This is a genomic window from Rhizobium sp. BK289, from assembly GCF_014193575.1.
Taxonomy (GTDB): Bacteria; Pseudomonadota; Alphaproteobacteria; order Rhizobiales; family Rhizobiaceae; genus Rhizobium; species Rhizobium tropici_C.
The window spans coordinates 75,395-89,024 of the sequence record NZ_JACHZO010000011.1; the positions used below are offsets into that span (position 1 = coordinate 75,395).

General features: G+C 61.0%; 12 protein-coding genes. 5 read left to right on the forward strand and 7 right to left on the reverse strand.

Annotated elements, in window-relative coordinates:
• Positions 1-27: 27 nt before the first annotated feature.
• Positions 28-1,551 (reverse strand): sugar ABC transporter ATP-binding protein, encoded by a 1,524-nt coding sequence (locus FHT84_RS21200; RefSeq protein ID WP_183764765.1) that lies wholly within the window; start codon positions 1,549-1,551, stop codon positions 28-30.
• 166 nt (positions 1,552-1,717) lie between these two features.
• Here FHT84_RS21200 and FHT84_RS21205 point away from each other — a divergent pair, with 166 nt between their 5' ends.
• Positions 1,718-2,743: a LacI family DNA-binding transcriptional regulator gene (locus tag FHT84_RS21205; RefSeq protein ID WP_183764763.1), complete on the forward strand. Its 1,026-nt coding sequence runs from the start codon at positions 1,718-1,720 to the stop codon at positions 2,741-2,743.
• A 12-nt stretch (positions 2,744-2,755) separates the two neighbouring features.
• Complete coding sequence (locus FHT84_RS21210) at positions 2,756-3,160, forward strand: VOC family protein (protein WP_183764760.1); 405 nt, start codon at positions 2,756-2,758, stop codon at positions 3,158-3,160.
• Here the strand turns inward: FHT84_RS21210 and xylA are convergent.
• The 5 genes from xylA to FHT84_RS21235 all read right to left on the reverse strand — a co-directional run bounded on the left by xylA (position 3,151) and on the right by FHT84_RS21235 (position 10,152).
• Positions 3,151-4,461 (reverse strand): xylose isomerase, encoded by a 1,311-nt coding sequence (gene xylA / locus FHT84_RS21215; RefSeq protein WP_145644458.1) that lies wholly within the window; start codon positions 4,459-4,461, stop codon positions 3,151-3,153. The two genes, FHT84_RS21210 and xylA, sit on opposite strands and share 10 nt — an antisense overlap.
• A gap of 168 nt (positions 4,462-4,629) precedes the next feature.
• Positions 4,630-6,087, reverse strand: coding sequence for a xylulokinase (gene xylB, locus FHT84_RS21220; protein WP_183764758.1), 1,458 nt, complete (start codon positions 6,085-6,087; stop codon positions 4,630-4,632).
• 37 nt (positions 6,088-6,124) lie between these two features.
• A complete protein-coding gene (locus FHT84_RS21225; protein ID WP_183764755.1) occupies positions 6,125-7,150 on the reverse strand; it encodes a LacI family DNA-binding transcriptional regulator in 1,026 nt (341 codons plus the stop codon).
• Between the two features lie 150 nt (positions 7,151-7,300).
• Positions 7,301-8,905 (reverse strand): DHA2 family efflux MFS transporter permease subunit, encoded by a 1,605-nt coding sequence (locus FHT84_RS21230; protein WP_113249550.1) that lies wholly within the window; start codon positions 8,903-8,905, stop codon positions 7,301-7,303.
• 26 nt (positions 8,906-8,931) lie between these two features.
• Positions 8,932-10,152: an HlyD family secretion protein gene (locus FHT84_RS21235; protein ID WP_113249549.1), complete on the reverse strand. Its 1,221-nt coding sequence runs from the start codon at positions 10,150-10,152 to the stop codon at positions 8,932-8,934.
• Positions 10,153-10,332: 180 nt separating this feature from the next.
• On the opposite strand from FHT84_RS21235, the gene FHT84_RS21240 reads away from it, so the two are divergent.
• From FHT84_RS21240 to FHT84_RS21250, 3 genes are all read left to right on the forward strand, one after another.
• The gene (locus FHT84_RS21240) at positions 10,333-11,013 is read left to right on the forward strand and encodes a TetR/AcrR family transcriptional regulator (protein ID WP_113249557.1); all 681 of its coding nucleotides are present in this window, start codon (positions 10,333-10,335) and stop codon (positions 11,011-11,013) included.
• Between the two features lie 117 nt (positions 11,014-11,130).
• Positions 11,131-11,970, forward strand: coding sequence for a GyrI-like domain-containing protein (locus FHT84_RS21245; protein ID WP_113249548.1), 840 nt, complete (start codon positions 11,131-11,133; stop codon positions 11,968-11,970).
• A gap of 157 nt (positions 11,971-12,127) precedes the next feature.
• Positions 12,128-12,868 (forward strand): TerC family protein, encoded by a 741-nt coding sequence (locus FHT84_RS21250; RefSeq protein ID WP_113249547.1) that lies wholly within the window; start codon positions 12,128-12,130, stop codon positions 12,866-12,868.
• 45 nt (positions 12,869-12,913) lie between these two features.
• Here the strand turns inward: FHT84_RS21250 and FHT84_RS21255 are convergent, their stop codons facing one another.
• Complete coding sequence (locus tag FHT84_RS21255; RefSeq protein ID WP_112343240.1) at positions 12,914-13,324, reverse strand: hypothetical protein; 411 nt, start codon at positions 13,322-13,324, stop codon at positions 12,914-12,916.
• Positions 13,325-13,630 lie beyond the last annotated feature (306 nt).

Consider the following 13,630-nt stretch of genomic DNA (forward strand, 5'->3'; position numbering starts at 1 on the left):
GAATTCGCCCTGCTCTCCGCCGCCCATTCAGGCAGCGGTCTTTTTCTTCAGGCCCGCCGCATAACGCATGATTTCCTGCTCGGTGATCTCTTCACCTTCGAGCACGCCGACGATCCGGCCCTCGCGCATGACCGCGATCCGCGTGCACAGCCCGATGACCTCGGGCATTTCCGAGGAGATGACGATGATCGAATGACCGTCACGCGCCAGCGCCGAAATGAAATGATAGATCTGCTGCTTCGTACCGACATCGATACCGCGCGTCGGCTCGTCGATGATGATGATCTGCGGCTCGGTCTCCATGACCTTCGCCAGCAGCAGCTTCTGCTGGTTGCCGCCGGACATGCGGCCGGCAACGATATTGCCGTCACGTACGCGTATATCGAAACGGCGGCGCGCCCTCGCCAGCGCATCGGCTTCACTTGAGGCGCTCAGATAACCGAACTTGCCATGCCGGTCGAGCGACTGCAGCGTCAGATTGACGACCATGCCAGAACTCAGAAGCAGGCCCTTCGACTTGCGGTCCTTGGTCATATAGGCAAGCCCCGCATCGATGGCCGCATGCACGTCATGCGGCGGCACCGTTTGGCCGTTGACGACGACCTCGCCGGAGACACGCGAACGCAGTCCGACGATCGCCTCCATCAGCTCGGTTCGCCCAGAGCCGATCATGCCGGAAAAGCCCAATATCTCGCCCTTGCGCAGCTCGAAGCTCGCATCGTGGACGTAGCCGGTCGAGACCGAGGCGACGCTGAGCACCACCTTCTCGTCGACATCGGGCTCGTTCTTGGCCGGATAAAGGCTCGAGAGCTCGCGCCCGACCATCAGCTGGGCGATCGATTCGCCATCGAGCAGCGAGGTTGGCGAGGTCTTCACCCATTGGCCGTCACGCAGCACCGTGACCCGATCCGTCAGGTCCATGACCTCATCGAGCTTGTGGGAGACGAAGACGAAGCTCGTTCCCTGATCGCGCAGCTTGCGCACCTGTTTGAACAGGAAATTGGTCTCCTCGCGCGACAAAACGGCGGTCGGCTCATCCATGAAGACGATGCGCGCATCGCGGCTGATCGCCTTGGCGATCTCCACCATCTGCTTGTCGGCGATGGAGAGCGTACTGATGATGGCGTTCTCATCGACATGCGAGCCGAGAAGGTCGAGCACGCGCCGCGTTTCGGCACGCATATACTTGCGATCGAGCACGCCGAGGCGGGTGACTTCGCGGCCGAGAAACAGGCTCTCGGTGACGGTCAGATGCTCAGCAAGATTGAACTCCTGGTGGATGATGACGATGCCGAGCGCCTCGGCCGCACCGTTCGGCGGCAGCTTCACCGGCTTGCCATCGAGCAAAATCTCGCCGGAGGTCGGCTGCTCGAAACCGGACAGGACCTTGACCAGCGTCGACTTGCCGGCGCCGTTTTCGCCCATGAGCGCATGGATCTCGCCGGCCCGAAGATCGAAGTTGACGCTGAACAGCACCTGCACGCCGTTGAAGGATTTCGATATCCCTCTCGCAGACAGCACGACCGTACCGTCGACGGCTTCCGAACTCATTGAATCCTCCCTGCGGTCCCACCCGCTTTCCATGCTGTGTAAACCTTTACATAACCTGTGTAAAGGTTTACATCATTGGATGTCGCATAAATTTTCGCGGTCACCTTTGACCTCCACCGAAGTCTGTGTAGTCTCCAGCCCCAGACGAGACCCAAGGCAGAGCGCAGTGTCGAATTCCACGCCCGCAACTATCGAAGACGTCGCCCGAATTGCCAATGTTTCGATAGCAACGGTTTCGCGGGCAATCCATATGCCGGAGAAAGTCGCCAATTCGACGCGGCTGAAAGTCAATCAGGCGATCGCCATCACCGGCTATACCACCAATGCCATGGCACGCAGCCTCCGGCTTGGCCGATCGAACATGATTCTCGTGGTCGCACCCGATATCGGCGATCCCAATTTCTCCAATATTCTCATCGGCCTGGAGAATGAGGCACGTTCGCACGGCTACGGTATCCTCATCGGCCACACGCAGAACGACGCGCAGCGCGGGCTCGAATATCTGAAGTTTCTGAACTCCAACCAGGCGGCCGGATTGATCCTTTTTACCGGCATCCTGCCCTTCGGACATCAGACGATGACGGCGCGGCTGCCGCCGAGTGTCGGCGTTTTCGAGCCGGTCTTCAACGGCGGCATTCCCTATGTCGGCGTCGACGATATCGCAGGCGCGCGCAAGGCCATCGACCTCCTGATTACCGAGGGTCATCGCAGGATTGCATTCGTCGGCGATTCCCGCACACGCCTCGCCTACAGCCGCCGGCGCATGGGTTATGAAGCCGGGCTGGATGCGGCCGGCATCGGGCAGGACCTGCGCATCGTGCTGGAAGGCGACGGCACCATCGAAAGCGGGAGGCTCGCCGTCGAGCAGCTCTTCATGCGCGACACCCTGCCGACAGCCTTCATGTGCGTCAACGACCAGACGGCGATCGGCGTGATGATCGGGCTAAAGGCGCGCGGCTACGATATCCCCGAGGATTTTTCGGTGACCGGCTTCGACGACGTACCGCAAGCCGTCTTCATGACGCCGTCGCTGACGACAATCCGGCAGCCGCGCACCGCCATCGGCAAGCACGCGATGGCGCTTCTGCTGGAACTGCTTTCGGATGGCGAGCCGGCCGAGACGGAGATCCTGCTGCGGCCGGATCTGATCGTGCGGAACTCGGTCGGAGCTCCGCCGCGCAGTCGACGCTAGGCAGACGCAACGATGCCGCTCGGCAGAATCACCCTCTATGTCCGCGATGTCGAAGCGACGATCAGCTTTTACGAGAAGCATTTCGGGTTCAAGCCACTCCGTCTGGAGGGCGATCGGATCATTGAGCTGCTCGCGCAGGATGGCGGTGCCAATCTGATGATCCATCCTGCGGGCAAGGCGCAGAAAATGGGCCAGGTGCTGGTCAAGCTGGTCTTCGACGTCGAGCATGTCGAAGCTTTCCGCGCTAGGTGTGCCGAAGAGGGGCTGGAGTTCGGCCCCTTTCATCAGGCCGACGGCTATGCTTTCGCCAATGCCAAGGACCCCTCAGGGAATCCCATAGCCATTTCCAGCCGCGCCTTCAGGCTGAAATCGGGAGGCGATGAATCACCGCCTCCCGAAGCTGTCGATCAAACGTAACGGTTGACGATGTTTTCCAGCAGTTCCTGCTTGCCGGATTTCGGCTGCGGGTTGACGTCCTTGGTCTCGACCCACTGAGCGATCTGATCGAGCGAATATTCGCCTCGCAGCAGCTTCTGGCCCTCGGCCGAATCCCAGCCGGCGTAACGGTCGGCGAGCGGCTTGGAGAGCGCCTTGTCCTCGATCATCTTGGCGGCCGCCTTCAGACCGCGGGCGCAGCAATCCATGCCGCCGATGTGGCCGATGAGCAGATCTTCCGGATCGAGCGACTGACGGCGCAGCTTGGCGTCGAAGTTCGTGCCGCCGGTCTTGAAGCCGCCGCCTGCCAGAACCTGGTAATAGGCCAGCGTCATTTCCGGAACGTTGTTAGGGAACTGGTCGGTATCCCAGCCGGACTGGTAGTCGTTGCGGTTCATGTCGATGGAACCGAAGACGCCGAGCGCGTTGGCGAGCGCCAGCTCGTGCTCGAAGGAATGGCCGGCAAGGATCGCATGGCCCTGCTCGATATTGAGCTTCACTTCGTTTTCCAGGCCGTACTTCTTGAGGAAGCCGTAGACCGTTGCGACGTCGTAGTCATACTGATGCTTGGTCGGCTCCTGCGGCTTCGGCTCGATCAGGATCGTGCCCTTGTAGCCGATCTTGTGCTTGTACTCGACGACGAGATTGAGGAAGCGGCCCATCTGGTCCATTTCCCGCTTCAGGTCGGTGTTGAGCAGCGTCTCGTAACCTTCGCGGCCGCCCCAGAGAACGTAGTTTTCGCCGCCGAGCTTATGGGTGGCGTCCATGCAGGTCTTCACGGTCGCAGCCGAGAAGGCGAAGACGTCCGGGTCCGGATTGGTCGCAGCGCCCGACATGAAGCGGCGGTTGGAGAAGAGGTTCGCCGTGCCCCAGAGCAGCTTGACGCCGGTTTCGGCCTGCTTCTGGGCGAAGTAGTCGACGATCTCATTCAGGTTCTTGGTGTTCTCGGCGAAATTCTTGCCTTCCGGACGTACGTCGGCATCGTGGAAGCAGTAATAGGGAGCGCCGAGCAAGGTGAAGAATTCGAAGGCGACGTCAGCCTTCAGCTTGGCGGCTTCCATCGTCTCGTGGAACCAGGGGCGAAGGAAGGTCTGGCCGCCGAAGGGATCGCCGCCCGGCCAGGTGAAGGTGTGCCAGTAGGCGACGGCGAAACGCAGATGGTCTTCCATGCGCTTGCCGGCAACGACTTCGTCCTTGTTGTAATAGCGGAAGGCCAGCGGATTGGTGCTCTCCGGACCTTCGTATTTTACCTTGCTGATGTCACCAAAAAATCCGGTGCTCATGTCTCATCTCCTTGGGTTGGTGTTTCGGTAGTGTTTTGTCACTTTGATGCCCCCCTCATCCGACCCTTCGGGCCACCTTCTCCTCGAGGGGAGAAGGTATGGGTGACTGCAGTAAGCTCCGTCGTCCCCTCTCCCCTCGGGGAGAGGGCTAGGGTGAGGGGGTTGACCTCAAACCATGCTCAACGGCTTGATCGCCGGATAAACCGCTCGGTAGCGCTTGTAGGCATCCGCATAAGCATCCGTCAGCGACGCAACCGGATCGATCGTGCCGGCCGTCTGCGGCGGGGTGCAGACCGCGACGGGGTCGGCGCCGGTGGCGGCAATCAGGCCGAGACGCGCAGCACCGAAGGCGGCGCCGAAATCGCCGTCCGCCGGCAGATCGACCGGTACGCCGAGCGCAGTCGCGATCGAGGCCAGCCAGTAGCGGGAGCGCGAGCCGCCGCCGATGGCGGTCACACGTGCGATATCCGTGCCGGCCGAGCGCAGCGCTTCCAGATTGTCGCGGATGGCGAAGGACACGCCTTCGAGCACCGCTTGCGTCAGCACGGCGCGGCCGCTTTCATGGCCGAGACCGATGAAGGCGCCGCGGATCGTCGCGTCGTTGTGTGGCGTGCGTTCGCCGGAGAGATAGGGCAGGAAGGTGACGCTGCTCGGCGCCTTCAGCGTCTCACCAAGCTCGCTGGTGAGTTCAGCAGCAGACTTGCCTGTCACATGCGAATGCCAATTGAGCGCATCGGTTGCCGAGAGGATGACGCCCATCTGGTGCCAGGTGTTGGGCAGCGCGTGGCAGAAGGCGTGAACAGCACTTTCCGGCTTCGGCAGATAGGAGCCGTTGGCAGCAAAGAGCACGCCAGACGTTCCGAGCGAAACGAAGGCCGCACCATGGCTCACAGTGCCCATGCCGCAGGCCGAGGCCGCATTGTCCCCTGCCCCGCCGGCAACGACGACATCGCCGCCGATACCCCATTTCGAGGCCAACTCGCTGCGGAGCTTGCCGGCAACGTCGGTGCCTTCCACCAGAGCCGGCATCTGCTTTTCATCGAGATTGGTCGCGGCCAGCAGCTCGGACGACCATTTGCGCTTGCCGGTATCGAGCCAGGAGGTGCCGGCCGAATCGGACATTTCCGACATGTGCTCGCCGGTCAGCCAAAGGCGCAGATAGTCCTTCGGCAAAAGCACCCAACGCACCCTCGCGAAAATCTCCGGCTCATGCTTGGCGACCCACGCGAGCTTCGGCGCGGTAAAGCCGGGGAAGACGATATTGCCGGTCAGCGCGCGAAATCGCGGATCGGCGTCGAGCGCTGCAGCCTCATGATAGCTGCGTGTATCGTTCCAGAGAATGCAGGGACGCAGCACCTTGTCATCGGCATCAAGCAGCGTCGCGCCATGCATCTGGCCGGAAAGGCCAATGCCGCGCACGGCCGCCAACTCCTTCGGATGTGCCGCCTTCAGCCCGGCAACGGCCTCTTCGGTCGCGCGGATCCAGTGGGCCGGATCCTGCTCGGACCAGCCGGGATGCGGGCGCGAGACGTCAAGCTCGCCATTGGCCGAGCCGATGATCTTCTGATTGCCGTCGATCAGCATCGCTTTGACGCCGGACGTTCCGAGATCGAGACCCAAATACATCAGATGTTACTCCCTGTGCTCTGCCGTGTTCGAATGCTCAGGGCAGATTATCCTTCAAGAAAATGTCGAGACGTATGCGCTCCTGATCGGCGATGACGGCCTGGCCGTCGGCGGTCGCCTTCATGACGCGGATGGCGCTGCGCACCTCGTGACCGGCATCCTGGTTGAGAACGGCGTCGATCGTGCCCTCCACCAGCGCTGCACGCGTATGCTGCGTCAGCTCATGAACGACGACGGTCAGTTCGCGCTCGGGCCTGACGGCCTTCAAGGCAGCGATCAGGCCCCGGTTGCCGGCACCGAGATTGTAAATGCCGATAATGTCCCTGCTTTCGGACAATGCCTTGGAAACGAGCGATCGGGCTAGGTCCGGATCGTCGCGCCCTTCCAATACGGGTCGCGGGTGCAGCCTGGGAAACTCCTCGGCCATGACGTCAGAGAAGCCCTGCAGGCGCTCGCGATGGTCGCGCACCAGCATGGAACCGGCGAGAACGGTAATCTCGCCCTGGCGGCCGCCAAGGAAGCGCCCGAGCAGCCGGGCGGCTGTGCGGCCGGCGGCGATGTTGTCGATGCCGGCATAATGATGCCGGGCGGAATCGGTCAGATCGGAGACAAGCGTGACGACGGGGACACGCTGGGAGACGAGCCGGCCGACCGCAGCCCGAACCTCGGGCGCATCGGTCGCCACCAGCGCGACGCCGGCGATGTCCTGCCCCTGCACCGCATCGAGCGCCGACACCAGCGCCGGCACATCGAAAGGTGGCACCTCGACGATACGGATATCCGTGCGCTCTATGCTCGCCCGCAACGTCGCATGATGCACCTCTGAGCGCAGCCCATGCATGAACGAGTTGTCGCCTGTCGGCACGATGAAGACGAGAGGATAGACGCGGCCCTTGGCCAGATTGGCGGCGGCGACGTCGCGGATATAGCCGATCTCCCGAATAGCGGCCTCCACCTTCTCCCGCGTCACCAGCCGCACGCCCGGCCGCTGGTTCAAGACACGATCGACGGTGGCGAGGCTGACGCCCGCGGCGGCGGCTATATCATGCACGGTCGGTCTCATCGGCTCCTCCTTGCCGAAATCCTTTACCGCCATTTCTGATGTACGTAAATCAAAAATTTCCGGCCGCTCGATTTTCCTCACAGGACCATAAACAAAAAAAGGCCCCTCACGAGGAGGGGCCATGCCTTGGGAGCATTCTTAAGCGTTGGATCAGTGGCCTCCGCCGCCACCGCCGCCTGTCGGACTGGGCTTGCTCAACATGAGGACGCCGAGGATCATCGCCAGGAACAATACGGTCAGCATCAGGAAGATATCCCCGAAGGACATGACCACCGCCTGCCGCGTCGCCATGTTGACCATCTGCTTCAACGCGGCCTGCTCACCGTCGAGGCCGGCTGCGTTGAAATTGGCGGCCATGTTGTTCAATTGGGTTACGGCGGCATGGCTGCCCCAATGAATATGGTCACGCAGGCTGAAATAATGCTGGTCCTGCCGGTTCGTCAGCAGCGTGTTGATGATCGCGAGACCGACGGCACCGCCAAGGTTACGCGTCAGGTTGAACAAGCCGGATGCGCCGCGCATGCGGGCGGGCGGCATGGTTCCCAGCGCGATATTGTTGATCGGCACCATGCAGAGCATCAGACCGAAGCCGCGCAGGATCTGAGGAATCATCAATTCCCAGAAATCCCAGTCCGTCGTCAGGTGCATCATGATGTAAGTACCGGCCGAGAAACTGGTGAAGCCGATGATCATCAGGATGCGGAGATCGATTCTGCCCGCAAGGAAACCGGCCAGCGGTGCCGTAAAGAACATGGCAAGGCCGGACACGAACATCGTCTCGCCGATCTGCAGAGAGTCGTAGCCGCGGATACGCCCGAGGAAAAGCGGATAGATATAGGTCAAGCCATAGAGACCGATACCCATCACGAAAGAGAACATCGAGCCGAAAGCGAAATTCTTGTTCGTGAAGGCTCTGAGATCGACCACGGGAAATTCGACCGTGAAGGCACGATAGAAGAAGATCACCGCACCGATCGCGGAAGCGATAGCGCCCGCAACGATATAATTGTCGTTAAACCAGTCGTTGGTATTGCCCTCTTCGAGAACATATTCCAGCGCGCCCAGAAAAACGCCCATGGAAAGAAGCCCCCACCAGTCGAATTTCTTCATCAGCGACAGTTCGGGCTTATCGAAATCGATGAAGTTCCAGGTCACGATTGTAACGATGATACCCGGGGGGATGTTGACCAGGAACAGCCAGTGCCAGGAAAAGGCATTGGAAAGATAGCCGCCCACGGTCGGGCCGATGGTCGGCGCAAGCGTCGCGATCAGGCCGATGATCGGCGAGACGACGTTGCGCTTGGATGGCGGGAAGATCGTGAATGCCGCCGCGAACACGGAAGGGATCATGCCGCCGCCGATGAAGCCCTGCAGGGCGCGGTAGACGATCATCTGGTCGATGTTGGTGGCGGTCGCGGCAAGCGCGCTCGCTGCAGTGAAGCCGGCGGCCGAGATTGCGAACAGATAGCGCGTCGAAATGATGCGCGCCAGCGTTCCCGACAACGGGATCATGATGACTTCGGCGATCAGGTAGGCCGTCTGCACCCAGCCGATCTCATCCGAACCGGCGCTGAGGCCTGCCTGGATTTCGCTGAGCGAGGCGGAGACGATCTGAATGTCGAGGATTGACATGAACATGCCGAGCACCATCGCCAGAAAGGCGATGAGTTTTTTCGTGTCGATGTGATCCGCCGCTGACGCGGCGGGGCCGGCCGCGCGCGGAGGCGACCCGGCTGTAGTGCTGGCGGACGACATGCTGCGTCTCTCCCGAGCTTGATCGCTTACTTATCCGGCGCCGTGCGGGTATCGACGTCGACGACGACGCTGAGGCCTGCGCGCAGACGGCCGGTGTTGAGCGCGTCCTGCGGCAATGCGATGCGGACAGGCACGCGCTGAATGATCTTGGTGAAGTTACCCGTCGCGTTTTCCGGCGGCAGCAGCGAGAAGACCGAACCGGAAGCCGGCGAGATCGACTCGACGGTGCCGACGATGGGATGATCGCTATAGGCATCGACGTGAATATTGACCTTGGAACCGGGAACCAGATGCTGGATCTGCGTTTCCTTGAAATTCGCGTCGATATAGAGCTGGCGGATCGGCACGATCGCCATCAGCTTCTGGCCGGGAGAAACAAGGTCACCTTCCTGGACAGAGCGATTACCGACAATGCCGTCATACGGCGCCTTCAGCACGGTGAACGACAGGTCGCGGGAAGCCTTGTCGCGAGCGGCCTCCAGTCCCTTGATCGTGCTCTCGGCCTGCCTGCGCTGAGCCTGCAGCAGATTGATGTTCGCCTGCGCCGAGGCAATCGCGGCATCGCCGCCGACCAGGTTCGCCTTGGCTTGGTCGAGCGCGATGTTGGCGCTATCCAAGGCGGCCGTGGTGCCGACCGACTTCGACTGCAGTTCGGCAGCGCGCGTCTGGGTGATCTGCGCGCCACGGACAGTGGCTTGCAGGGCAACCTTCTGTGCCTGCGACTGCGCAAGAGCGGCCTGGCCGGCTGCGATCTGTGCATCGATGGTATGGAGTGAAAGCTGCTCGGTATCGAGCGAGGCCTGGGCCTGTTCCAGCGCCAGCTTATAGTCGCCGTCATCGAGCGTGGCGAGCACGTCGCCGGCCTTGACCTGCTGGTTGGCAACGACGTTCACCTTGGAAACGTAGCCGGTAACCTTCGGCTGGATGGTCGCGATGTCGCCGCCGATATAGGCGTCGTCTGTCGAGACCATGAAGCGGCCGTTCGTCCACCAGTCATAGCCGTACCAGCCGCCGGCCGCGAGAGCGGCGACGAGGATAATCGGAAAAACCAGGCTGCGCCGCTTTTTCTCCGGCGGCGGTGGGGCCGCAGGGACCGGAGCAGCAGGCGCAGCCTGGGCGGGGGCAGGGTTGCGACGTGTTTCAGCCGCCGGAGCTTCAGCAGACACGCCGCCTTCGCGGGCTTCCGCCTCAGCATCTGCTGGCTCGTCCACGATGCGTGCTACATTGTTTCCATGACTTGACGACATTTCCCTACCACCGAAATCTGGCAAAATAATCGAACCGAACGGTTCGGTTCAATTGACATAGAGCCTTTTTCACTCCATATCAAGAGATATCGAACTGAGCGGTTCGATTTATTTGGCGAATCTGTTTAAGATTTGGAAAAAGTGATCGCCTATCGCGTAAAGGAGACGGTGAAAGAGCCGATGAAACACGAATCCCAAAATGCCGCTGTGTTGAACGCGCCTGCGCCGGGCTCCGGTGGGCGCTGGGCAGCCGGCGAAGACCCTGCCAAGCGTCATCAGATTCTCGAAGGCGCCAAGCGTGTCTTTATGAAAATGGGTTTCGATGCGGCGAGCATGAACGATGTCACCCGCGAGGCGGGCGTTTCCAAGGGCACTCTCTACGTCTATTTCGCCAACAAGGAAGATCTGTTCGCCGCCATGATGGAGAGCGAGCGCGCCCATTTCGTCAACCTTGTGCGCAATGCTCTTTCAGACGAAGCGGATGTCACGACCTCGCTTTATGATTTCGGTATCGTCTTCGTCACGCACGTCACCTCGGATAAGACCATCAGCGCCATGCGCACGGTCATCGGCGTGCGCGAACGCATGCCCTCGCTCTGTCAACGCTTCTTCACCGGTCCCGAAAATCTGCGCACGGTGCTGCGCGGCTTCCTCGAGCGCCAGGCTGCAGCTGGCCATCTCAAAATCGATGATTTCGACATGGCCGCGCGTCATTTCCTTGAAATGGCCAGTGGCGGCTATTTCAAGCTACGGCTGTTCGGCGACATGGAGGAGCCTCCGTCGAAGGAAGAGATCGACTATGTCGTGCGCGGTGCCGTGCGCGTCTTCCTGGCCGGCTACGGCCCCGACCGCAAGGATTAGCACGAACAACTCTCCCCTTGTTGCCGGCGAGCAGGTAGTGATCCAACTCCGCAACGGCGATCAAGCATCGCCACCGCCGGAGGCCTATGACTGGCCCGGCAACCAGGGGAGTTGAAGATGAGCGCGATCGGAAGAGCGATATGGTTTATCGAAAGCCATTTTGCGTCCGATATCTCGCTGGACGAGATTGCCGAGACGGCCGGGCTGTCTCGCTATCATCTGTCGCGCGTCTTCGGCATGACGACAGGCCATTCGATCAGCAGCTATATCCGGAGCCGCCGCCTCAGCGAGGCAGCCCTCGCGCTGATCGACGGTTCCTCTTCCATTCTCCAGGTTGCCCTCGATGCCGGCTACGGCTCGCACGAGGCCTTCACCCGCGCCTTCCGCGAGCAGTTCGGCATGACGCCGGAAAGTCTGCGCAAGCAGGGGCACATTCGCAACCTCGCTCTACAGGAGCCGATCAGAATGGACGACACCCGCCTTCCCAAGCTCGATGCCCCGCGCTTCGAAACCCACCCCGCAATGCTGCTCGCCGGCCTTGCGGAAACCTATGCCCACGAGGCAACGCAGGCGATCCCCTCGCTTTGGCAGAAGTTCAATCAGCATTTCGGTCATATTCCAGGCCAGGTCGGCAATGTCGCCTATGGCGTCTGCACCCAGGCGGAAGAAGGCAGCGAAAGCTTCCGCTATATGTCGGCAGCCGAAGTTTCAGCCGCCGACGGCCTGCCCGAAGGCTTCGTGACAATGAAGCTGCCGCAGCAGCGCTATGCGATCTTCACGCATCGCGGCCATATCTCCGGCATTTCCGCCACCGTGCAGCAGATCTTCGGCGAATGGCTGCCGCAATCGGGCCAGCAGCATGGCGGCACCCCCGACATGATGGAACGCTACGACGAGCGCTTCGACCCACGCACGGGCGCGGGCGTGACGGAGATATGGGTCCCCCTGAAGGCCTAGAAACCCAGCGTGGGAACAAGACCCGGAGATAAGGCCGCCGCCACGAAATTGGCGGTGGCGCTTGTACGGACGACTGCGCTCCTTACATTACGGCCATTCTGGAAAGGCCGGGCTGGGGGTCAGCACCGGCGAATGCTGATCAAAGGGGGCATCGTCAATGGATATTATCGGGCTGATACAGGACCCGGGGGCGTGGGTGGCGCTCATCACGCTTGTCGTCATGGAGGTGGTCCTCGGCATCGACAACCTGATCTTCATCTCGATCCTCACCAACAAGCTGCCGCCGGAGCATCGTGACAGAGCCCGCAAGATCGGCATCGGCCTCGCCCTTATCATGCGCCTCGCGCTGCTCGGAACAGTCGCCTGGATCGTCCAGCTGACCCAGCCCGTCTTCGAAATCTTCGGCCAGGGCTTCTCCTGGAAGGACATGATCCTCATCGGCGGCGGCCTCTTCCTCGTCTGGAAAGCGACGAAGGAAATCCATCACAATGTCGATCCGCAGGAGCAGGGCGAGGATTTCATCGCTAAATCAACCACGACCTTCGCCTCGGCGATCGGCCAGATCCTGCTGCTCGATCTGGTCTTCTCGATCGACAGCATCATCACCGCCGTCGGCATGACGCCGCACCTGGCGATCATGTTCGTCGCCGTCATCGCCGCCGTCACGGTCATGCTGGTCGCCGCAAACCCGCTCGCCAACTTCATCGAGAAGAACCCGAGCATCGTCATGCTGGCGCTCGCCTTCCTGCTGATGATCGGCACGACGCTGATCGCCGAAGGCATGGGCGTACATGTTCCCAAGGGCTACATCTACGCCGCCATGGCCTTCTCCGCTCTGGTTGAAGTGCTGAACATGGTGGCACGCAACCGGCGGAAAAACGCATCTGGCGGCCATTGATCGAAAGAACTGCGCCCGCCAGCGGGTGCAGTCCCATTAGAGCGATCAATCCTGCACGTGCACGTCGACCCATTCGCCGATATCGCCGCGGCCATAAATGTCGACCTTGATCCAGACGTTGCCGCGAACGATATAATTCCCGGCATCGTCGGCGATATTGCCGTTTGCCAGCATGGCTTCCAGCTTCTGGCGATTGGAGGGCAGTGAGAAGAAACTGTCGCCCTCGTCGCCACGGTCACGGCGGCGATAGGCGTGATAGTTGGCACGGTCCTGGCGGATGATCTGCCAGGGCGCCGTCAGGCGCTCGCCCTTGGAATTGTAAAGGTCGTCATTGCCGATATAGGCGCGGTAGGACTCGATCAGCCGGGCAGAACTGTCCCGCGTGATGGTCGATTGCGCCGCGGCTGCATCGAACGCGGCGACCGCCAATAAAAAGCTCAAAATCAGTTTCTTCATTGTTTCCTCGCGGTGGACGATTGAAGACCTATTTCGTCACTGCCGCGAAAATTGCAAATCAAATTCGACGGGCAGCCCGCTTTTGTCTCCGTAGCCTTATGAAGAGTAAAGACGTCTCGTGAAATTGAGAGACCGGCTCAAATCGATGCGGCGCAACCGGGTGCAAGCGGCCTCGCAGCGCAGTTTCCCTTGACGTCTCCCGTTGAATATGGCCTAAGGCCAGCCATACGGAAACGCGGAACTGAAGCGTTAAGAACGCCCTTTTCCGGCCGGTTTCCTGATCCAGATACACATTTTCGGCTGGAC

Excerpts from the sequence above, each read along its gene's own strand:
- FHT84_RS21200 (WP_183764765.1), bottom strand. The coding sequence starts at position 1,551 with ATGAGTTCGGAAGCCGTCGACGGTACGGTCGTGCTGTCTGCGAGAGGG.
- FHT84_RS21210 (WP_183764760.1), top strand. The coding sequence starts at position 2,756 with ATGCCGCTCGGCAGAATCACCCTCTATGTCCGCGATGTCGAAGCGACG.
- xylA (WP_145644458.1), bottom strand. The coding sequence starts at position 4,461 with ATGAGCACCGGATTTTTTGGTGACATCAGCAAGGTAAAATACGAAGGT.
- xylB (WP_183764758.1), bottom strand. The coding sequence starts at position 6,087 with ATGTATTTGGGTCTCGATCTCGGAACGTCCGGCGTCAAAGCGATGCTG.
- FHT84_RS21225 (WP_183764755.1), bottom strand. The coding sequence starts at position 7,150 with ATGAGACCGACCGTGCATGATATAGCCGCCGCCGCGGGCGTCAGCCTC.
- FHT84_RS21230 (WP_113249550.1), bottom strand. The coding sequence starts at position 8,905 with ATGTCGTCCGCCAGCACTACAGCCGGGTCGCCTCCGCGCGCGGCCGGC.
- FHT84_RS21235 (WP_113249549.1), bottom strand. The coding sequence starts at position 10,152 with ATGTCGTCAAGTCATGGAAACAATGTAGCACGCATCGTGGACGAGCCA.
- FHT84_RS21240 (WP_113249557.1), top strand. The coding sequence starts at position 10,333 with ATGAAACACGAATCCCAAAATGCCGCTGTGTTGAACGCGCCTGCGCCG.
- FHT84_RS21245 (WP_113249548.1), top strand. The coding sequence starts at position 11,131 with ATGAGCGCGATCGGAAGAGCGATATGGTTTATCGAAAGCCATTTTGCG.
- FHT84_RS21250 (WP_113249547.1), top strand. The coding sequence starts at position 12,128 with ATGGATATTATCGGGCTGATACAGGACCCGGGGGCGTGGGTGGCGCTC.
- FHT84_RS21255 (WP_112343240.1), bottom strand. The coding sequence starts at position 13,324 with ATGAAGAAACTGATTTTGAGCTTTTTATTGGCGGTCGCCGCGTTCGAT.